This window comes from Paenibacillus barcinonensis (genome assembly GCF_003217495.1).
GTDB classification, from domain to species: domain Bacteria; phylum Bacillota; class Bacilli; order Paenibacillales; family Paenibacillaceae; genus Paenibacillus; species Paenibacillus barcinonensis.
In genome coordinates this window covers 134,968-154,139 of the sequence record NZ_QJSW01000003.1, presented here as the reverse complement: position 1 = coordinate 154,139, position 19,172 = coordinate 134,968, and the positions used below count along the sequence as shown (strand labels likewise).

At 49.2% G+C, this 19,172-nt stretch carries 20 protein-coding genes and 1 riboswitch; all 20 genes read left to right on the top strand.

What is annotated here, in order from left to right:
• The first annotated feature begins 7 nt into the window (after nucleotides 1-7).
• Nucleotides 8-1,234 (top strand): FtsW/RodA/SpoVE family cell cycle protein, encoded by a 1,227-nt coding sequence (locus tag DFQ00_RS06505; RefSeq protein WP_110895649.1) that lies wholly within the window; start codon nucleotides 8-10, stop codon nucleotides 1,232-1,234.
• A 205-nt stretch (nucleotides 1,235-1,439) separates the two neighbouring features.
• Entirely contained in the window at nucleotides 1,440-2,672 is a 1,233-nt protein-coding gene (locus DFQ00_RS06500) for an FtsW/RodA/SpoVE family cell cycle protein (protein ID WP_110895647.1), read from the top strand.
• A gap of 262 nt (nucleotides 2,673-2,934) precedes the next feature.
• Complete coding sequence (gene spoIIR / locus DFQ00_RS06495; RefSeq protein WP_110895645.1) at nucleotides 2,935-3,594, top strand: stage II sporulation protein R; 660 nt, start codon at nucleotides 2,935-2,937, stop codon at nucleotides 3,592-3,594.
• A gap of 215 nt (nucleotides 3,595-3,809) precedes the next feature.
• Complete coding sequence (locus DFQ00_RS06490) at nucleotides 3,810-5,075, top strand: L-threonylcarbamoyladenylate synthase (protein WP_244213708.1); 1,266 nt, start codon at nucleotides 3,810-3,812, stop codon at nucleotides 5,073-5,075.
• Between the two features lie 250 nt (nucleotides 5,076-5,325).
• On the top strand, nucleotides 5,326-5,886 hold the full coding sequence (locus DFQ00_RS06485) for a manganese efflux pump MntP (RefSeq protein WP_110895643.1): 561 nt from the start codon (nucleotides 5,326-5,328) through the stop codon (nucleotides 5,884-5,886).
• A 64-nt stretch (nucleotides 5,887-5,950) separates the two neighbouring features.
• Nucleotides 5,951-6,523, top strand: coding sequence for a low molecular weight protein arginine phosphatase (locus tag DFQ00_RS06480; protein ID WP_110895642.1), 573 nt, complete (start codon nucleotides 5,951-5,953; stop codon nucleotides 6,521-6,523).
• Between the two features lie 97 nt (nucleotides 6,524-6,620).
• A riboswitch (ZMP/ZTP riboswitch) is annotated at nucleotides 6,621-6,702 on the top strand.
• Between the two features lie 138 nt (nucleotides 6,703-6,840).
• Nucleotides 6,841-7,434 (top strand): TIGR01440 family protein, encoded by a 594-nt coding sequence (locus DFQ00_RS06475; protein WP_110895640.1) that lies wholly within the window; start codon nucleotides 6,841-6,843, stop codon nucleotides 7,432-7,434.
• A 220-nt stretch (nucleotides 7,435-7,654) separates the two neighbouring features.
• The gene (locus DFQ00_RS06470) at nucleotides 7,655-8,902 is read left to right on the top strand and encodes a serine hydroxymethyltransferase (protein WP_110895638.1); all 1,248 of its coding nucleotides are present in this window, start codon (nucleotides 7,655-7,657) and stop codon (nucleotides 8,900-8,902) included.
• 437 nt (nucleotides 8,903-9,339) lie between these two features.
• The gene (gene upp, locus DFQ00_RS06465) at nucleotides 9,340-9,969 is read left to right on the top strand and encodes a uracil phosphoribosyltransferase (RefSeq protein WP_090922856.1); all 630 of its coding nucleotides are present in this window, start codon (nucleotides 9,340-9,342) and stop codon (nucleotides 9,967-9,969) included.
• Nucleotides 9,970-10,007: 38 nt separating this feature from the next.
• Nucleotides 10,008-11,165, top strand: coding sequence for a non-hydrolyzing UDP-N-acetylglucosamine 2-epimerase (gene wecB, locus DFQ00_RS06460; RefSeq protein ID WP_110895636.1), 1,158 nt, complete (start codon nucleotides 10,008-10,010; stop codon nucleotides 11,163-11,165).
• A 186-nt stretch (nucleotides 11,166-11,351) separates the two neighbouring features.
• Complete coding sequence (locus tag DFQ00_RS06455; RefSeq protein WP_110895634.1) at nucleotides 11,352-11,606, top strand: AtpZ/AtpI family protein; 255 nt, start codon at nucleotides 11,352-11,354, stop codon at nucleotides 11,604-11,606.
• Nucleotides 11,599-11,979: an ATP synthase subunit I gene (locus tag DFQ00_RS06450; RefSeq protein ID WP_110895632.1), complete on the top strand. Its 381-nt coding sequence runs from the start codon at nucleotides 11,599-11,601 to the stop codon at nucleotides 11,977-11,979. The genes DFQ00_RS06455 and DFQ00_RS06450 overlap by 8 nt, the downstream gene beginning before the upstream one ends.
• A gap of 42 nt (nucleotides 11,980-12,021) precedes the next feature.
• On the top strand, nucleotides 12,022-12,840 hold the full coding sequence (gene atpB / locus DFQ00_RS06445) for a F0F1 ATP synthase subunit A (RefSeq protein ID WP_110895630.1): 819 nt from the start codon (nucleotides 12,022-12,024) through the stop codon (nucleotides 12,838-12,840).
• A 75-nt stretch (nucleotides 12,841-12,915) separates the two neighbouring features.
• On the top strand, nucleotides 12,916-13,140 hold the full coding sequence (atpE, locus tag DFQ00_RS06440) for a F0F1 ATP synthase subunit C (protein WP_110895629.1): 225 nt from the start codon (nucleotides 12,916-12,918) through the stop codon (nucleotides 13,138-13,140).
• A 113-nt stretch (nucleotides 13,141-13,253) separates the two neighbouring features.
• Entirely contained in the window at nucleotides 13,254-13,742 is a 489-nt protein-coding gene (atpF, locus tag DFQ00_RS06435) for a F0F1 ATP synthase subunit B (RefSeq protein WP_110895627.1), read from the top strand.
• Nucleotides 13,739-14,287 carry a F0F1 ATP synthase subunit delta gene (locus DFQ00_RS06430; RefSeq protein ID WP_110895625.1) on the top strand — a complete coding sequence of 183 codons (549 nt, stop codon included), beginning with the start codon at nucleotides 13,739-13,741 and terminating at the stop codon, nucleotides 14,285-14,287. Before atpF ends, DFQ00_RS06430 begins: the two co-directional genes overlap by 4 nt.
• 16 nt (nucleotides 14,288-14,303) lie before the next feature.
• Entirely contained in the window at nucleotides 14,304-15,818 is a 1,515-nt protein-coding gene (gene atpA / locus DFQ00_RS06425; RefSeq protein WP_110895623.1) for a F0F1 ATP synthase subunit alpha, read from the top strand.
• Nucleotides 15,819-15,981: 163 nt separating this feature from the next.
• The gene (gene atpG / locus DFQ00_RS06420; RefSeq protein ID WP_110895621.1) at nucleotides 15,982-16,851 is read left to right on the top strand and encodes an ATP synthase F1 subunit gamma; all 870 of its coding nucleotides are present in this window, start codon (nucleotides 15,982-15,984) and stop codon (nucleotides 16,849-16,851) included.
• A gap of 141 nt (nucleotides 16,852-16,992) precedes the next feature.
• Nucleotides 16,993-18,396 (top strand): F0F1 ATP synthase subunit beta, encoded by a 1,404-nt coding sequence (gene atpD, locus DFQ00_RS06415; RefSeq protein ID WP_110895619.1) that lies wholly within the window; start codon nucleotides 16,993-16,995, stop codon nucleotides 18,394-18,396.
• 63 nt (nucleotides 18,397-18,459) lie between these two features.
• Nucleotides 18,460-18,864, top strand: coding sequence for a F0F1 ATP synthase subunit epsilon (locus tag DFQ00_RS06410; RefSeq protein WP_110895617.1), 405 nt, complete (start codon nucleotides 18,460-18,462; stop codon nucleotides 18,862-18,864).
• Nucleotides 18,865-19,172 lie beyond the last annotated feature (308 nt).

The window sequence follows — 19,172 nt, the reverse complement described above, 5'->3', positions numbered from 1 at the left end:
TAATTACATGCTGCACAAATTCAAAAAGATTGACTACTCCATCGTTTTTATACTTGTGGTCCTGATGGTGATCAGTATTTTGTCCATTCATAGCACGACGTTTGGCCGTCCCAAGCTGGGAGGACTTACAGAGAGTGCGGTTCTTTATTATATTTTAGGCTTCATCGTATTTTTCACGCTTTCCATGATTAACTACAATTTCATTTTGAAAAACTATTTGTATATTTACGGCGTGGGCTTGCTGCTGCTGATCTTTGTCATGTTTTTTGGTAAAGAATATTATGGCGCTAAAGGCTGGTTATCCATCATGGGTGTAAGCTTGCAGCCTGCCGAGCTATTCAAGCTGTGCCTTATCGTTTTTTTATCCGCCTTGCTGGCGCAGAAGAAAAATCGGCCGCTATATTTTGGACGTGATGTGATTCCCGTCTCCTTATGCGTTCTGCCGCCTTTGCTGCTGGTGCTGCTTCAAAATGACCTCGGTAACGCCTTGAGTTATATTGTTATTCTTATCGGGCTGCTGTGGATTGGCAACATCAAGTTTATGCATGCCTTTATCGGCTTTGTTATTGCTGTGGTGGCTCTGGTTGGCGGGATACAGGCGTATATTCATTATCATGATGATATTGTCAAATTCCTGAAGGACATTGGTCGCTCGCACTGGGCGGATCGTTTTGACCCATGGCTGGTGCCTGATCAGACGTCGAGAGACGTATTGTGGCAGACCTATAATGCCAAGCTTGCGATTGGCTCCGGCGGTATTACAGGTAAAGGCTACATGGAGGGCACAACGATCCAATCCAACCGTGTACCGCTCGCTTATGCTGACTCGATCTTTGTACAGATTGGAGAAGAGTTTGGTTTTATCGGCGCCTCGGTGCTGCTGTTGCTGTACTTCATTCTGATTCACAGGATGGTTCTGATTGCACTGGAGTGTAAGGATCGCGCGGGACCTTATCTTATTGTCGGGGTCATTGCGATGCTGCTGTATCAGATCTTTGTTAACATCGGTCCATTCATCGGTCTGATGCCGCTGACGGGGATTACGCTACCGTTTATCAGTTCAGGCGGAACCTCGATCATGATTAATATGATCAGTATGGGCATTGCAATGAGTATCAAGGTGCACACGGAGGAGAACGAGGATATTCTGGGATCGGCAGAGCAGCCAAGCATCACGGAACTGGTGATGAAGCTGTTCAAACGCAAATCGGCTCAGCAAGAGCAGACGGAATAGGAATAGGAAATACGATCATTTATAGAAACCTTGGGATTGCTCCTTCCGACCTTTGCTGGAAAGAGAGTCTCCAAGGTTTTTTTTGTGTAATCCAACTCTCTCGCTATCCACCCGGATTTCCATTCATGCTTTCAATTCGTTACAATGGTAATAATGAGCTTTATTGGAAAAAGGATATGTGAGATTAGGGGGATATTCAAGCATCATGTGGAAAACGGTAAAAAAGCTGGATGGTGTCATTCTTTTTGTACTGTTGTTACTGATGATTATGAGTGTATTGGCAATATACAGCGGAACACGTTTCGATCCCAAGCTGGATAATCATCATATGAAAACAATCTATTTCTATATCGCCGGATTTATCGCGGTCATCGGCATTGGACTAGTCAATTATAAGATATACGTGAAATATGCGTTTCTTCTGTACGGTATTGGCATCCTTTTTCTCATTCTGGCAAATGTGCTGGGGAGCAAGGTCAATAATGCAAATGGCTGGCTGAAGATTAGCGAGAGCATATCGTTTCAGCCTGCCGAATTGTTCAAAATGATTCTGATTCTGTTTCTTGCTCACCTCATTGTGAAGCGAAAGCGCGGGCAATTGGGATTTTGGAGAGATGTTGTGCCGATCGGGTGCTGGACGTTTATTCCGTTTGCACTCGTTATGGCGCAGAATGATTTGGGGAATGCGCTCGGATATGTAGTTATCCTGGTGGCTGTGCTGTGGATCGGAAATATCAAGCTGAAGCATGCGATCATCGGGGTGACGATTGTGGGCGTGTTTCTGATCGGTTTTATCAAATCGTATACGTTCTACCACGAGGAATTATTTACCTATCTGGAAAAAATAAAAAGAGAGCACTGGGCCGAGCGGATTGATCCGTGGCTTGTTCCCGAAAAGGCAACAGCCAAAGCGATGTGGCATACGAAAAATGCAGGACTTGCAATCGGATCAGGCGGGATTACGGGCAAAGGCTTTCTGGAGGGCACCTCTGTTCAAAGCGGGCGTGTGCCGTATACCTATTCGGATTCCATCTTTGTGGTGATTGCAGAGGAATTCGGTTTTGTTGGTGCATCGTTGCTGATACTGCTGTACTTTATTCTCATCCATCGGATGGTGCTAATTGCGCTAGCTTGCAAGGAGCGTGCGGGGCCCATTATCATTGTGGGCATTATCGGCATGCTGCTCTATCAGGTGTTTGAGAATGTGGGAGCATTCCTTGGCCTGATGCCGCTGACCGGCATTACCCTGCCCTTTATCAGTTATGGGGGGACATCTTTGCTGATTAATATGGCCTGCATCGGACTGGTCATGAGTATTAAGCTGTATGGGGACGAGGACGAGGATGAACTGTTGTCGGAAGAGCAAGGGCCCTCGCTGCTGCAGCGAATATGGAGTCTCGTAACATGGGGCAAACAGAAGAGTCATGATGTATCCTAATCGAAGCATAAACGTCTTTTGGTTGTGTCACACATAGCTTGGATTGGATCGTAAGGAGGCTGGCAGGTCGGTAAACGACTTGTATCAGCCTCCTTGTTGTCTCGTGAATTACGTGTTGAGGTGCAGCGCATCGCAGTCTAGAGTCTATGAAATTGTAATAGATTTGTGCGTGTAGCAGGTTTACTTCCTTCTCTACCGGGCATACTGATAGACATGAGAGAGTTGCAGTGTGACGGAATGCCGAGCCAAGGGGGAGAACGGGATGAGCAGACCAATTGTGAAGCAAATGGGACTTATTATTGTTTGTCTAATGATGATCATTATGATGTGGGAAGGTCAGAAAACAGATGCGGCTGTGGCCGCCGCGGCGATTCCAGAGCAGTCGATCCGTTTGCGGATTCTGGCTAACTCGGATGCAGCAGGAGATCAGCTTGTGAAACGTGAGATTCGGGATGCTGTTGTTGCGCAGATGGGAGAATGGGTTGGAGAGCTGGAGGACCCGCAAAGCCTGGAGCAGGCACGTCATGTGATCCGTGAGCATCTGTCCGAGATCGAGAATCGGGTGGGGGAAGAGTTACATTCACGCGGCCTGACCTATGATTATCAGGTGGAGCTGGGAACGGTTCCTTTTCCAACGAAGCTTTATGGGGGGACGGTGTACCCTGCGGGTGACTATGAAGCAGTGCGGATTACGCTGGGCGAAGGCAAGGGACAGAACTGGTGGTGTGTACTGTTTCCACCGCTGTGCTTTATTGATGCAAGCACAGGAGATGCGCTGGCGAAGCCAACTACAGTCTCAGCGGCCGCGGCGGATTCGGTAGAGGTGAAGGCAACTGTGCAGGGGGAGACGCCAGAAGCGAGATTTTTCCTGTGGGATATGGCCGTAAAATTGTGGGATTGGGTGACAGGTTTATTCTCCTAACAAGGAGTTTTATATACTAAATTGTGAGAACAGAGGTAGGGTGTTCGTTTGTAAAAGGGAGAAGCTTTGCTGCAGTGTGCAGGGGCTTCTTTTTTCGATTCATCTCTGCCGGGGAGAGACACATCATGACCAGGCCAAACCTGAACTGCCGGAGATATGATATAATGATATGTACTGATAATGAACCTACTTGACGTTTAGGGATGATGATATAGATGAACCGAAAGCATGACAATAATGCATTACAATGTCCTTCGTTCGTGGACAAGGGCAGCCAAGCGGCGGCCATCCCGAATGAGGGTGAACAACGTACAGCCTATTGGGATGTCAGCGCGCTGTTGCATGTGCAGAGCGAGGCAGACGCAGGAGAAGGTGCAGGACAAGGACAAGAGCAAGAGCAATCCCTGGTTTCGGGTGTAAAAAAGGGTAGCGCCGCTCGGGAGACGGCACTCGCGGACTTGCAGGCAGCCGCGGCCTGCCTTCGTCAAGGCAAGACGGTGGCCTTCCCGACCGAGACGGTCTACGGTCTCGGCGCAGATGCGCGCAGCACGGAAGCGGTCGAGGCGGTATTTGCCGCCAAAGGACGGCCGTCCGACAATCCGCTGATCGTGCATATCGCACACCGTGACCAGCTGCATGAACTGGTCACCGAAGTGAACGAGACAGCGGAAGCGCTGATGGCGGCCTTCTGGCCGGGTCCGCTAACGCTGGTGCTGCCGGTTAGGCCGGGGGCGGTATCCCCAAGGGTGACCGCCGGCTTGGACACGGTGGCGGTGCGCATGCCGGACCACCCCGTGGCTCTGCCACTCATCGCAGCGGCGGCGTGCCCTGTGGCCGCGCCAAGCGCCAACCGTTCCGGGCGGCCCAGCCCGACCCTCGCCGCACATGTGCGGGAGGATCTGGATGGCCGCATCGGCGGCATCGTGGACGGCGGCCCCACCGGGGTGGGCGTCGAGTCCACGGTGGTGCAGGCCGGTGACGACGGTACCGTCACCATCCTGCGCCCTGGCGGCATCACGGCGGAACAGCTGTCCGCCGTGGCCGCCCGTGTCGCCACGGACCCGGCGCTTCACGCCGAGGGGTCCGCTGGCGACAGCACCAGCCCGGCGCCACGCTCGCCGGGCATGAAGTACACGCACTACGCACCCGCAGGGGCGCTGTGCGTGGTAGAGGGGCCGCCCGCAGCGGTGGCGGCCTGGACCCGCGCCGCCCTCGCAGAGGCGGCGCAGCGCGGAGAGCGCACCGCGGTGCTGGCATTCGCCGAGCACGCGGAGCAGTACCGCGCCGATGCCGTGTTCTCGCTGGGCAGTGCCAGCGAGCTGCAGGAGGCTGCGCGCAGGCTGTACGCCGCGCTGCGCAGCTGCGATGAGCAGGGCGCCACATACATTGTGGCGGAGGCCTGCTCACGTGAGGGACTGGGAGCAGCCGTCATGAATCGGCTGCTCAAGGCGGCGGGCAATCAACTCATTCAGGTTGATTGAGCCGCCTCTGCCCAAGCGTTCCTGCCCACAGGCTCAGGAACGTCGGGTTACTTTTTTTCGCGGGCACAGATGTCTTGCCTTTTCATGTCCTAGGTCTTTACTTCTGCATTAAGCAAATAACATGTATATTTCATCTCACTGTGAATGCTGCAATGCACTCCATCGCTTCAGTTTTCTCTGCCAAGGTCATGTTTAGGCCCTTGTCCGCATATCGTGTACAAGAACCTTTACGCGACTTGGGGGAATGAGAATGTGGGATGTTTCTGCTCATGTGGGGCAGTTGGTGACCATTCTGATTATGGCGGTTGCGCTTGGACTGGATGCGTTCTCGCTGGGCATCGGAATTGGCATGAAGGGCATACGGCTGCGGGATGTGCTGAAGATCAGCACCGTCACGGCGCTGTTTCATGTCATTATGCCACTCGCTGGCATGTACATGGGCAAGTATGTCAGCTCCTTGCTGGGTGATATTACGAACTATGCGGCAGGAGGACTGCTGGTGCTGCTGGGCGGTCACATGATTCTGAATGCGTTTCGAGAAGGAGAGACCAAGCTGGTGGATCATCGCTCCATGCTGGGCATTATTTTATTTTCGCTCAGTGTTAGCGTCGATTCCTTCTCCGTCGGTGTCTCGCTAGGCATGTTCAGCAGTGATCTCGTCCTGACCATTCTGGCCTTTGGCTTCTGCGGTGGCCTGATGTCGATTATGGGTCTGCTGCTGGGACGCCGGGTAAGTCAGAATCTGGGCGATTATGGTGAGGCTGTAGGCGGGGCAATCTTGCTTGCCTTTGGACTTTTGTTTATATTTTAAAAATAAAACGCTTGAACGATAAGATAGGCATATCACATCTGGATCATATGGGGAGGCTATCACAATGAAACATATTTTGTTCGTATGTACAGGAAACACGTGCCGCAGCCCCATGGCAGAAGGGCTTTTACGTAAACTTGCGGCCGAGCGAGGCATTCAGGTGAATGTTCGTTCCGCAGGTGTGGCCGCATCCACAGGCATGCCGATCTCTCGTCATGCCGAGGCGGTATTGAAAGACCACCAGGCAGAGGGGCCGTCACAATCTACTCAGCTCAGTGCAGAGCTGATTAAGTGGGCAGACCTTGTGCTGACATTAACCCGGAGCCATAAGCAGCATGTCATGCAGGTGTTTCCAGACTCTATTCAGAAAACCTACACGCTGAAAGAGTATGTGGAGAATGACCAGCAGGTGCTTCATGATCTGGAGGAATTGGACAGCCTGTTTGCTACATTGGAGATGAAGCGAGCATTGGGTCAGGAGATTCTGGCATCCGAGCGGGAGCGTGCAATCGAGATCCGGCAGCGTATCCCGAGCTTTGACATCTCGGACCCGTTTGGCGGCAGTCGGGACGATTACAATATTACGGCGGCGGAGATTCGTACAGCGTTATCAAGGCTGCTGGATAAGCTTGAATAAATCAGGCAGACAGAGACAAGATAGAGAAACAGAACATGCAATGTAAATTTAATCGTTGATTTTAGAGTGGCGTTGATTTATGATGAAGGGGAAAACAGGGATTCGGTGTAACTGGCGACGAAGTGGGCACAACCACAATGGAGCACCGAAACAAACGGCCGGTCGCCTGGGCAAAAGAGCAATTCTGCGTTACCCGCAGACTGCTCTTTTTTTCGTCTTTCATCTGATTTTTCGCTATAATAGTACCTGAAATGCCATGCAACAATGGCGTCAACGACCGCAAGGCCGCGGGCATGATTTTATCGGGAGGCGATGGGATGACGATTGAATTGGATTCAGAACAACCCGTATTGCAGCAACAAACCGCATCGGTCCTGCGTGAACTGGCACTTGCCGGGAAGCTTGGCTCAGGTCACATTGTCGTGATTGGCACAAGCACGAGTGAGGTAGCGGGCAAGCGGATTGGCACAAGCGGTGCAGTGGATGTCGCGCAGCAACTGCTTGCAGGCATTCGCGAAGTGCAGAAGGAGTTTGGTTTCGACACCGTATTCCAGTGCTGCGAGCACCTGAACCGGGCACTGGTTATGGAGCGTGCTTTGCTAAATCGGCTTGGACTGACGGAGGTCGGCGCTGTGCCTGTGCCTAAGGCTGGAGGGTCCATGGCTTCTACGGCCTATCGTTCACTGTCTGAACCGTGCCTTGCTGAACATATTCAGGCTCATGCGGGACTGGATATCGGGGAAACGATGATTGGCATGCATCTACGGCATGTTGCCGTGCCTTACCGTACAACGCTTCGATACATCGGTGAGGCGCGTGTTACAACAGCACTTACACGTCCGAAGCTGGTTGGCGGAGAGCGTGCAGTATACCGAATGGAAGAGCAGCCCGACTCAACCTTTTGTGACTAACGTATAAAGCGAAATTATTCGGTTACACTCCAGACTTCGATTGCATCACCATCTTACAATCACTGTTATCCCCAGATTTCTTTGAATCCCTTTTATAAAGGGGAAATCCCCGGTGATAAACGTGAACGCTACGCTTCTCCAGATTGGTGTTGCACTCTCCGTTTACGTGTAAACATGACTTCGCTTTATAACTTCATTATAATTTAGGAGGAATTTAAACATGGAACAATTGCGCAAGAATGACCCTGCAGTATTGGAAGCGATGAATCTTGAATTGAAGCGTCAACAGAACAACATCGAGCTGATTGCATCCGAGAACATCGTAAGTGAAGCGGTAATTGAAGCAATGGGCTCCGTTCTGACAAACAAATATGCTGAAGGATATCCGGGCAAACGCTACTATGGCGGCTGCGAGCATGTGGATGTTGTTGAAGATATCGCGCGTGATCGTGCGAAAGAGCTGTTTGGTGCAGAGCATGCGAACGTGCAGCCACACTCCGGTGCACAAGCAAACATGGCTGTATATTTGGCGGCATTGAAGCCTGGCGATACTGTACTGGGTATGAACCTGGCACATGGCGGCCACTTGACGCATGGTAGTCCGGTTAATGCTTCCGGTTTGCTGTACAACTTCGTTGCTTACGGCGTACAGGAAGATACATTCCTCATTGATTATGATGAAGTTCGCAAAGCAGCCTTCAAGCACCGCCCTCGTCTGATCGTAGCGGGTGCAAGTGCATATCCACGTACCATTGATTTTGAAAAGCTGGCTTCCATCGCCAATGATGTTGGCGCACTGTTCATGGTAGATATGGCGCATATCGCAGGACTGGTTGCAGCTGGATTGCATCCTAACCCGGTGCCGCATGCACACTTTGTAACAACAACAACACACAAAACGCTGCGCGGACCACGTGGCGGTATGATTTTGTGCCGCAAATCCTGGGCAGCCGCGATTGACAAAGCGGTATTCCCTGGTTCCCAAGGTGGACCGTTGATGCACGTGATCGCTTCGAAAGCCGTAGCATTCGGAGAAGCGCTGCAGCCTTCCTTCAAAACCTATGCACAGAACGTTGTGAAAAACGCACAAGTGCTGGCTGAAACATTGATCGCTGAAGGATTGAACATCGTATCCGGCGGTACAGATAACCACTTGATGCTGATTGATACACGCAGCGTGAACATCACTGGTAAGGAAGCTGAGCATGTGCTTGATTCCATCGGCATTACCGTGAACAAAAATGCGATTCCGTTTGACCCGACAAGTCCGTTCATCACCAGCGGTATCCGTATCGGTACACCTGCGGCAACATCCCGCGGTATGGATGAGAAGGCGATGGTATCCATCGGTAAAATCATTGCCAAAACGCTCAAAAATCCAAAAGACACAGCAACGCTTGATCAGGCACGCGCAGAAGTAACCGCTCTGACTGACCAATACCCGCTGTACACTGACCTTAAATACTAGTATTACTAAAAAACATTGCTCGTGCTGTTTGTATTTGAGATGTTTAATATGTCAACACGCAGACGGAGCAAATCGAAAGAACCTGAAGAAGCGAAGCGCTCGCCTTTATCACCGGAATTTCACCATTTAATTAGTGGATCAGAGAATTCCGGGGATAACAGCGATCGGAAGGTCATTCGGTTTGCGGAGCATCCATAGTGTTCACATGCATTTCAACCTCTCAAGTGACACAACCGCACGAGCAAACAGGACCGGATGGATCATTTTCCGGTCCTGTTTTTGTAGGATTTGCTATTCTGTAATGATTAGGTGCCCTTTGATGGTGTAATTCGGTGTGGGTGATGATATAATATACAGGATTTATCGGGCCTGTGAATGACGGCAAGGTATATTTGGAAATGCTTAACACATGAAGAACTTACCGGAGGGACAATGTAATGGGAAAATTAGTAATATGTGATCACCCCCTGATTCAACACAAACTGACGTTTATACGCGACATGCGTACGAATACGAAAGATTTTCGTGAACTGGTTGATGAAGTTGCTACACTGATGGCGTACGAGATTACAAGAGACGTGGAGCTGGAATCCATTGACGTGCAGACACCTGTAGCGGCAACACAAGGTAAAGTCATCTCTGGCCGTATGCTTGGACTGGTGCCTATTCTGCGTGCAGGACTGGGTATGCTGGATGGCGTTGTGAAGCTTCTGCCAGCGGCAAAAGTAGGACATGTTGGTTTGTTCCGTGACCCGGAAACTCTGCAGCCGGTTGAGTATTACACCAAGCTGCCTACAGACGTGACCGAGCGTCAGCTGATTGTGATTGACCCGATGCTTGCTACAGGCGGATCGGCAATTGCAGCTATTGATGTGCTCAAAAAACGCGGCTGCACCCAGATCAAGATGATGAATCTCGTAGCAGCACCGGAAGGTGTGAAGGCGGTACAGGATGCTCACCCGGATGTAGATATCTATGTGGCAGCTCTGGATGACCGTTTGGATGACCATGGATATATCGTGCCAGGATTGGGCGATGCAGGAGACCGTTTGTACGGAACGAAATAAGCATATTACATGCTAATGAGAAAAGGGGCCTTGCTTGAATGTCCAAAAAAATTAAAGTCATGACCATTTTCGGGGTGCGCCCGGAAGCCATCAAGATGGCTCCGCTGATTCTCGAATTGCAGAAGCATCCCGAGTCGATCGAGTCGATTGTTTGCGTAACTGCGCAGCATCGTCAGATGCTGGATCAGGTTCTTGAAGTTTTCGACATTCATCCCGATTATGATCTGGATGTTATGAAGGATCGTCAAACTCTGAACGAGATTACCATTCGCGTTCTTGGCGGCCTGGAGCCGGTTCTGCGTGAAGCGAAGCCGGATATTGTACTCGTACACGGAGATACACTTACGACATTTGTAGCCAGCTATGCAGCGTTCCTGCAACAGATACAGGTAGGACATGTGGAAGCCGGACTGCGGACGTGGAACAAGCTGTCACCGTATCCCGAGGAGATGAACCGCCAACTGACGGGGGTTCTGGCTGATTTGCATTTTGCACCAACGGACTGGTCTGCCTCCAACCTTGCCAAGGAAAATAAACCGGAGTCTAGTACCTACGTCACAGGCAACACCGTAACAGATGTGTTTCAATATACAGTACGGGAGGATTACAAGCACCCGGTACTAGATTGGGCACAAGGCAAACGCCTTGTGTTGATGACTGCTCATCGCCGTGAATCTCAAGGCGAGCCTCACCGCAACATTTTCCAAGCCGTCAAACGTATTGCTGACGAATTCGAGGATATTGCCATCGTGTACCCGGTGCATCCTAGTCCTGCTGTGAAGGAGCCGGCTCACGCGATTTTGGGGAATCATCCCCGTATACAGTTAATTGATCCACTAGACGTAGTGGATTTGCATAACTTTTACCCGCACACTCACTTGATCCTGACCGATTCGGGCGGTCTGCAGGAAGAAGCGCCTTCGTTTGGTGTGCCTGTTCTTGTATTGCGTGATACAACAGAGCGCCCTGAAGGCATTGAAGCCGGCACGCTGGAATTGGTAGGGACGGACGAGGAGCGTGTTTATGAACGGACCAAAGCTCTGCTTACAGACGAAACGTTGTATGCAAGCATGAGCCAGGCTGCCAACCCATACGGTGATGGACATGCATCGGAAAGAATTGTCAATGCGATTTTGCACCATTTCGGCGTAAATAGTGAGCGTCCAGAATCATTTCACAGAACGTTCAAAAAATAATTCACATTTTCTGTTTGATTTATGGAGGGGATAGCATACAGTTAAACTGTACGGTTTACGCGGGTTTATGGGCTTTGAATGCTCATACCCCCGTCGTTTCCCCCTTTAAAACGCTAAAATCAATCAATTGACAAAGGCTCTCATCATTCAGTAAAATTAACTGGGATTGCAAGGGTGGCGTGAAAAATGGCCGATTCGAACAAACCAAATTCATCCCGTAACCATGATGATAAGGTATGGAAAGCAATGGGACTCGTTACAGCTTTTGGAATCGAGATTGCTTTGCTCGCTGTTGCCGGATATTACGCTGGCTCGTGGTTGGACAAGACCATTGGCGGAAGCGGAATATGGATCGCCGTAAGCGTTCTCTTTTTTCTCGCAGCAGGTGGGGTAAGCATTTACTTTATTGCTAAAAAATTCATGGGGGAAAGTGATGAGTGAACTAGCCAGATATCGCAGATGGATGTCCGTGAGTATTTTGACCATCCTCATGATCTGTTTTCTGATTGCTGCGTTGTTTCCCGCTATACAGACCATCGGGGTTGGCGTTGCATTAGGTGCTGTAATTAGCTGGATTAATGCCTCGTATCTGGGACGTAAGGTGAGAATTATGGCAGATGATGCGGTCGGAGGTAATTTGAAAAGGGTAAATCTGGGTTTTTTGACAAGAGCAGCGCTCGCAGTGCTCGGTGTTTTTCTGGCGATGCAATTTCCGCAGTACCTCAATACATATGCGGTTGTAGGCGGACTGTTTCTTGCGCAATTTTCCCTCCTTTTTATAGGGATTATTTTATCCCGTAACACAGAAATTTAAGATCTGACACTGTATCGCGCGCGAGAAAGGGGTGAGAAAAATATGCATGAAGCTCCCATAATTGATTTGGGTGGATTCAGACTGGATTTATCAGTATTACTTATGCTGGTGGTGACTAGTTTAATTGTCTTTGTGATCTGTAAGCTGGCAACAAGAAACTTGTCCGTGGAGAACCCGGGTAAGCTGCAGAACTTTTTGGAATGGGCTATCGAATTTGTACGCAACCTGATCTCAAGTACGATGGACATGAAGAAGGGTCAGCACTTCCTTACTCTAGCAACCACGATGATTATGTTCATTTTTGTTGGTAACATGCTGGGGCTTCCTTTTGGTGTCGTTACTGGCATTACAGAAGCCGATCAAGCTAAGATAGCTGGGCAGCCGCTCGTTACTGTAGTTGAAGCTTTCAACAAAGCACACGAGAAGAACCCGGAAGCTCACCCTCACATTGAAATCGCATGGTGGAAATCTCCAACGGCAGATCTATCTGTCACAATGGGACTTGCAATCATTGCCTTTTTGATTGCTCACGGACTGGGATTGTTCAAGAATACCAAAGCGTATCTTAAACACTACTTCCAGCCACATTGGTTGTTCTTCCCGATTAATATCGTCGAGACGGCATCCAAATTGCTTACACACGGTATGCGTTTGTTTGCAAACATCTTCGCAGGTGAAGTGTTGATCTCCACGATCATGAAGTTGACGGCGTTCAAATGGATTGGTGCCATTGCGGCGATTCCATTGCTGACAGCTTGGCAAGGGTTCAGTATCTTTATCGGTGCGATTCAGGCCTTTGTATTTACCGTATTGATGATGGTATACATTTCACAAACGGTTGAGTCACACGAGGAACATTAAGATTCAAGTCCAGACGGACTAGCTCTGCAGGACTGAACTATAAAATTTTACGATTATTCTAAGGAGGATATACAAATGGGAGCAATGGCATTATTGGCAGCAGCAATTGTTGCAGGATTGGGCGCACTTGGTGCAGGTATTGGTAACGGTTTGGTAATCAGCAAAACAGTAGAAGGGATCGCTCGTCAACCAGAAGCGAAATCCACTCTTCAAACAACAATGTTTATCGGGGTAGGTTTGATCGAGGTATTGCCGATCATCGGTGTGGTACTCGCGTTCATGTTCTACGGCGCGGCTTAATATTATTGCAGGTTTGGCGGGGAAGGCCACAGCCCTCCGCGCCTTCTTTTTAGGTAGCGTCCGTTATACTCGGAAGTGCAGCCTGAGGATATCTCCAGGAAGGAGTGAACAGATTGAATTTCGTATGGGAAAATACAGTTCTGGCGATTATCGCTTTTGTCATTTTATACTGGCTGCTTAGCCGTTATGCATTTGGCCCGCTTTTCTCTATTATGGAGAAACGTCGTGAACTCGTAATGACGCAGATGAATGAGGCTGCGCAAACTCGTGAACAGGCTATGGCGTATGTTGAGGAGCAGAAGCAGGCTCTTGAGCAGGCGCGTAAGGAAGCCCATGATATCATTGAGCTGTCCAAACAAACAGGTAACAAACAAGCTGAAACGATTTTGGCGGATGCTAAATCTGAGGCGAATCGCTTGAAAGACGATGCGGTTAGAGAGATTCAAAGCGAGAAGAACAAGGCAGTTGCAGCGTTGCGCAGTGAGCTTGGTTCTGCTTCGGTACAGATCGCTTCGAAACTGATCAAAAAAGAAGTTGAGAACGGTCCTGCACAGGAAGAGCTTGTGAACCAATACCTCAATGAGGTAGGGGGCAGACAATGAGCCGCGATACGATTGTTGCCAAACGTTACGCCAAAGCACTGTTTGAGGTTGCGCTTGAGCAACAGCGAGTGCTTGAAGTTGAACAGGAACTTCATGCCGTTGTTCGTGGATTGACCGGTGATGCCGATATTATCAAATTTATCGTATCTCCTAATATCTCGGATGAAGCCAAACGAACAGTGATTCATACAAGTCTTGACGGCAAAGTGTCGGAGCCTGTTCTGCGCACGGTTCAGCTCCTCATTGAGCGTGGCCGTGTGGAGTTGCTGGAAGAGTTGTTGAGTGATTATGTGAAGATTGAAGGAGATTCCCTGGGAATTGCCGATGCTCACGTATACTCGACATATGCATTGAACGAAGAAGAAAAAGAAGCGGTGGCGCGTGAATTCGGCAGCCGTGTGAATAAAAAGATTCGTATCGAGAACATTGTCGATCCTGCTCTGCTGGGCGGATTGAAAGTCGCCATTGGCGATACGATCTATGACGGCAGCTTGGCTGGCAAGCTGGAGCGTCTTGAGCAGTCTTTTAACAGACGAGTACAGTAGATTGGGGTGAGGACACTTGAGTATCAAGCCAGAAGAAATCAGTACATTAATTAAGAGCCAGATCGAACAATACAAGACCGATATTGATGTAGTCGAAGTTGGTACAGTTATCGAGGTTGGTGACGGGATTGCCCGTGTATACGGACTCGAGAATGTCATGTCCAACGAGTTGGTTGAGTTCCCAAGCGGTGTAATGGGTCTTGCCATGAACGTTGAAGAGAGCAATGTCGGTGTCGTTATCCTGGGACCTTACTCGGATATCCGTGAAGGCGACCAAGTGAAACGTACAGGTCAAATCATGCAAGTGCCAGTTGGCGAAGCATTGATTGGTCGCGTTGTGAACCCGCTCGGTATTCCAGTGGATGGCAAAGGGCCACTCGCTACAACGGAATTCCGTCCGGTTGAAGGTAAAGCACCTGGCGTTATGGATCGTAAATCGGTTCATGAGCCGATGCAAACAGGGATCAAAGCGATTGATGCAATGGTTCCAATCGGTCGTGGTCAACGTGAGTTGATCATCGGTGACCGTCAAACAGGTAAAACCTCCATCGCAATTGATGCGATCCTGAACCAAAAAGGCAGTGGAATGAAATGTATCTACGTAGCCATCGGTCAGAAGCAATCTACCGTAGCACAAGTCGTAGAAACGCTGCGTCGCAGAGGGGCGATGGAATATACGATCGTCGTAACGGCATCGGCTTCCGATCCGTCACCGCTGCTTTACATTGCACCATACTCCGGTTGCTCCATGGGTGAGTACTTCATGTACAAAGGCGAGCACGTGCTCGTAGTATATGATGACTTGACTAAACAAGCGGCAGCATATCGTGAATTGTCCTTGCTGCTTCGCCGTCCTCCGGGCCGTGAGGCATATCCGGGTGACGTATTCTATCTGCACTCCCGTTTGCTGGAGCGCGCTGCGAAGCTGAACGATGAACTTGGTGGTGGTTCTTTAACCGCTCTGCCATTCATTGAAACACAGGCTTCGGACGTATCTGCATACATTCCAACAAACGTAATCTCTATCACAGATGGTCAAATCTTCTTGGAGTCCGATCTCTTTAACGCCGGACAACGTCCAGCGATTAACGTAGGTATCTCGGTATCTCGTGTCGGCGGTTCTGCACAGATCAAAGCGATGAAAAAGGTTGCAGGTTCCCTGCGTTTGGACCTCGCTCAATATCGTGAGTTGCAGGCGTTCTCCCAATTTGGTTCTGACCTGGATAAATCCACTCAGGCTCGCCTGAATCGTGGTGCCCGCATGATGGAAATCCTGAAACAAGGTGTTAACCAGCCGTTGCCTGTAGAACAACAGGTTGTCAGCTTGTACACTGCAGTTAAAGGATACTTGGATGAGATTCCAACAGGTGATGTAACTCGTTTTGAGCGTGAATTCCTCGCGTTCATGGTAAGTTCCAAACCGGAAATTCTTCAATCCATCGTGGATAACAAAGACTTGACTGGGGACAACGAAACCGCATTGAAAGCTGCGATTGAGCAGTTCAGAAAAAGTTTCGCTGCCTCACATTAATAGATCAATGCGGCTGCGGAGTTGGCATACGATTCCGCATGTCTGCATGTGCGATTTCAATTGAAGTCTACAGAAGCTTACGAAGTAACTTTGGCTTTGCCAAAGTTCGGTATATGCTTACGAAGTAGTTTTGACGTTGTCAAAACTTTAAGGTGGTGAAATCATGGCAAAAGGCATGCGCGAAATCAAGCGGCAAATTAAAAGTGTGCAAAGTACAAAGCAGATCACCAAAGCAATGGAAATGGTTGCGGCAGCCAAGCTGCGTAAAGCACAGGAAAAGGCTGAAGCAGCACGACCTTATTCAGAAAAACTGAAAGAGGTTGTAGCGAGCATTGCTACAAGCACAAAGGGCATTAAACATCCGATGCTGGAAAGCCGTCCCGTTAAGAAGACAGCTTATCTTGTAATTACATCGGATCGTGGTCTGGCGGGTGGATACAATGCGAACATCCTGCGTTTGGTGAATCAGACACTGAAGGAAAAGCATAACTCCAAAAATGATTACGCTCTGTACGTCATTGGCCGTAAAGGTCGTGACTACTTCAGAAGACGTGAGATGGATATGGTGTCCAACACAACTGACCTATCCGATTCACCTGAATTTGCAGATATCAAGTCCATTGCACACGAAGCTGTACACGGTTATGAGCTTGCTGAGTTTGATGAAGTATTCATTTGCTATAACCGCTTTGTGAATGCGTTGACTCAGATTCCTACGGTGGAGCGTCTTCTTCCAATGGAAACACCAGAGGTATCTGCTTCTGAAGGTTTGACTGCCAGCTACGAGTATGAGCCGTCTCCTGAAGCCGTGCTTGAGGTACTGTTGCCTCGTTATGCAGAAACCCTGATCTACGGAGCTCTTCTGGATGGCAAGGCGAGTGAACTCGGTGCGAAAATGACAGCCATGGGCAATGCGACCAAAAATGCGTCCAAGCTTATTAATGATCTGTCATTGACGTATAACCGAGCACGTCAAGCGGCGATCACGCAGGAGATTACGGAGATCGTAGCGGGAGCTAATGCACAAGGTTAACGGAACGGACGTTTTACGCGGTGAAAACTGGCTATGAACGGTTATGAATGTACGTGTTTATATATGAAAGCTTGCAATGCACATAATGAGATAACTCATTTCATGCAAAAAGTAGCAGGCTTGTAGGAGGGGAACGTTAAGATGAACAAAGGACGCGTTGTGAGCATCATGGGTCCGGTTGTTGACGTCGAGTTTGATCGCGGCGGTCTGCCGGAAATCCTCAATGCCATTACGATTAAAACGCAGAATGAGAGCGGCGTTTCAATCGACCTTACGCTTGAAGCTTCCAAACATCTGGGTGACAATCGTGTTCGCTGTATCGCGATGTCTTCCACGGACGGTCTCGTACGTGGTCTGGAAGCAGTGGATACAGGTGCTCCGATCTCTGTACCTGTAGGTGAAGCTACACTGGGCCGTGTATTTAACGTGCTGGGTGAAGCGATTGATACGAATGGTGAAGTGAAAACCGAAGTGAAAAACCCGATTCACCGCTCTGCTCCTTCATTCGATGAATTGACCACTCAAGCAGAAATGCTTGAAACAGGGATCAAGGTTATCGACTTGCTGGCTCCTTATGCCAAGGGGGGGAAAATTGGTCTGTTCGGTGGTGCCGGTGTAGGTAAAACGGTAACCATTCAAGAACTGATCAACAACATTGCGCAAGAGCACGGCGGTATCTCCGTATTTGCCGGTGTTGGTGAGCGTACACGTGAAGGTAACGACTTGTATCACGAGATGAGTGATTCCGGCGTTATCAACAAAACAGCAATGGTCTTCGGACAAATGAATGAGCCACCAGGCGCACGTCTTCGTGTAGCCCTCACGGGTCTGACTATGGCGGAATATTTCCGTGATGAAGAAGGCCGTGACGTGTTGCTCTTTATTGATAACATCTTCCGTTTCACTCAAGCGGGTTCAGAAGTATCCGCCTTGCTTGGACGTATGCCTTCTGCGGTAGGTTACCAGCCTACGCTGGCTACAGAGATGGGTCAATTGCAAGAGCGTATCACTTCTACCAAAAAAGGATCGGTTACATCCATTCAGGCGATCTACGTACCTGCGGATGACTATACTGACCCGGCTCCTGCAACGACATTTGCTCACTTGGATGCAACAACGAACCTGGAGCGTAAAATCTCCGAGATGGGTATCTACCCAGCGGTAGATCCACTCGCATCCAGCTCCCGTATCCTTGCTCCTGAAGTTGTAGGTGAGGAACACTACAACGTTGCTCAAGGCGTTAAACGTATCTTGGCTCGTTATAACGAGCTTCAAGATATCATCGCGATCTTGGGTATGGACGAGCTCAGTGAAGAAGATAGAGCGCTCGTTTATCGTGCGCGTAAAATTCAACGTTTCTTGTCCCAGCCTTTCCACGTTGCTGAAGCATTTAACGGTATTCCGGGTAAATACGTTCCGGTTAAAGAAACGGTGCGCAGCTTTAAAGAGATTCTCGAAGGCAAGCATGACGATCTGCCGGAAGCAGCATTCCTCTTCGTGGGCACCATTGAAGAGGCAGTGGAGAAAGCAAAAACACTGGTATAATCTGAGTCCAGGATTGTCCTTATGAAGCGAGCTATCCTTCGGATAGTTTCAGGAGGGATGGAATTGAGCACCTTTTTGTTGGAGATTGTAACGCCTGAGCGTCTTGTCTATTCACAGCAGGTGGATAGCATTATCGCTACCGGGGTTGACGGGGAACTTGGTATTTTGCCAGGACATATTCCGATGGTAACCCCATTGAAAATTGCACCGATCATTATCAAAAACGGAAAAGATAACAAGCAGGTTGCCATCGGCGGCGGCTTTATCGAAGTCCGCAAAGATAAGGTTGTTGTACTTGCAGAGAGTGCCGAATTCCCGGAAAGCATTGATGTGGATCGTGCGCGTGCGGCTAAAGAGCGGGCAGAACGCCGGCTTGCCAGCCAAAGCAATCAGGACCACTTTGATCACCGCCGTGCAGAGATTGCTTTGCAAAAAGCGGTTAACCGGATCAATGTATACGGCAAATAATGTGATTTATGGAGCCCGGCGACACAGTCTGCCGGGTTCTTTTACTTTTTGTAGCGATTCCTGAATATGAAGGTTAGAGGTGTGTCTCTTTATATAGTATGAAAAGTTTCATTTCGCAGCATTCACCGTTCTCTTTTGGGATGAATAACATGTAGGACTAAAGGAGTATAGGCATATGCCGCTAATAGAACCATTTTTACGAGAATAAGTTGAATTATTTCCGAGGAAATGACAGAATCGAAATGGATATAACGTTCTTTTATGTCGGTTTAGTTACCCAATCCTCATCAATTAAAATTAAAATATTT

Excerpts from the sequence above, each read along its gene's own strand:
- DFQ00_RS06505 (WP_110895649.1), top strand. The coding sequence starts at position 8 with ATGCTGCACAAATTCAAAAAGATTGACTACTCCATCGTTTTTATACTT.
- DFQ00_RS06500 (WP_110895647.1), top strand. The coding sequence starts at position 1,440 with ATGTGGAAAACGGTAAAAAAGCTGGATGGTGTCATTCTTTTTGTACTG.
- spoIIR (WP_110895645.1), top strand. The coding sequence starts at position 2,935 with ATGAGCAGACCAATTGTGAAGCAAATGGGACTTATTATTGTTTGTCTA.
- DFQ00_RS06490 (WP_244213708.1), top strand. The coding sequence starts at position 3,810 with ATGAACCGAAAGCATGACAATAATGCATTACAATGTCCTTCGTTCGTG.
- DFQ00_RS06485 (WP_110895643.1), top strand. The coding sequence starts at position 5,326 with ATGTGGGATGTTTCTGCTCATGTGGGGCAGTTGGTGACCATTCTGATT.
- DFQ00_RS06480 (WP_110895642.1), top strand. The coding sequence starts at position 5,951 with ATGAAACATATTTTGTTCGTATGTACAGGAAACACGTGCCGCAGCCCC.
- DFQ00_RS06475 (WP_110895640.1), top strand. The coding sequence starts at position 6,841 with ATGACGATTGAATTGGATTCAGAACAACCCGTATTGCAGCAACAAACC.
- DFQ00_RS06470 (WP_110895638.1), top strand. The coding sequence starts at position 7,655 with ATGGAACAATTGCGCAAGAATGACCCTGCAGTATTGGAAGCGATGAAT.
- upp (WP_090922856.1), top strand. The coding sequence starts at position 9,340 with ATGGGAAAATTAGTAATATGTGATCACCCCCTGATTCAACACAAACTG.
- wecB (WP_110895636.1), top strand. The coding sequence starts at position 10,008 with ATGTCCAAAAAAATTAAAGTCATGACCATTTTCGGGGTGCGCCCGGAA.
- DFQ00_RS06455 (WP_110895634.1), top strand. The coding sequence starts at position 11,352 with ATGGCCGATTCGAACAAACCAAATTCATCCCGTAACCATGATGATAAG.
- DFQ00_RS06450 (WP_110895632.1), top strand. The coding sequence starts at position 11,599 with ATGAGTGAACTAGCCAGATATCGCAGATGGATGTCCGTGAGTATTTTG.
- atpB (WP_110895630.1), top strand. The coding sequence starts at position 12,022 with ATGCATGAAGCTCCCATAATTGATTTGGGTGGATTCAGACTGGATTTA.
- atpE (WP_110895629.1), top strand. The coding sequence starts at position 12,916 with ATGGGAGCAATGGCATTATTGGCAGCAGCAATTGTTGCAGGATTGGGC.
- DFQ00_RS06430 (WP_110895625.1), top strand. The coding sequence starts at position 13,739 with ATGAGCCGCGATACGATTGTTGCCAAACGTTACGCCAAAGCACTGTTT.
- atpG (WP_110895621.1), top strand. The coding sequence starts at position 15,982 with ATGGCAAAAGGCATGCGCGAAATCAAGCGGCAAATTAAAAGTGTGCAA.
- atpD (WP_110895619.1), top strand. The coding sequence starts at position 16,993 with ATGAACAAAGGACGCGTTGTGAGCATCATGGGTCCGGTTGTTGACGTC.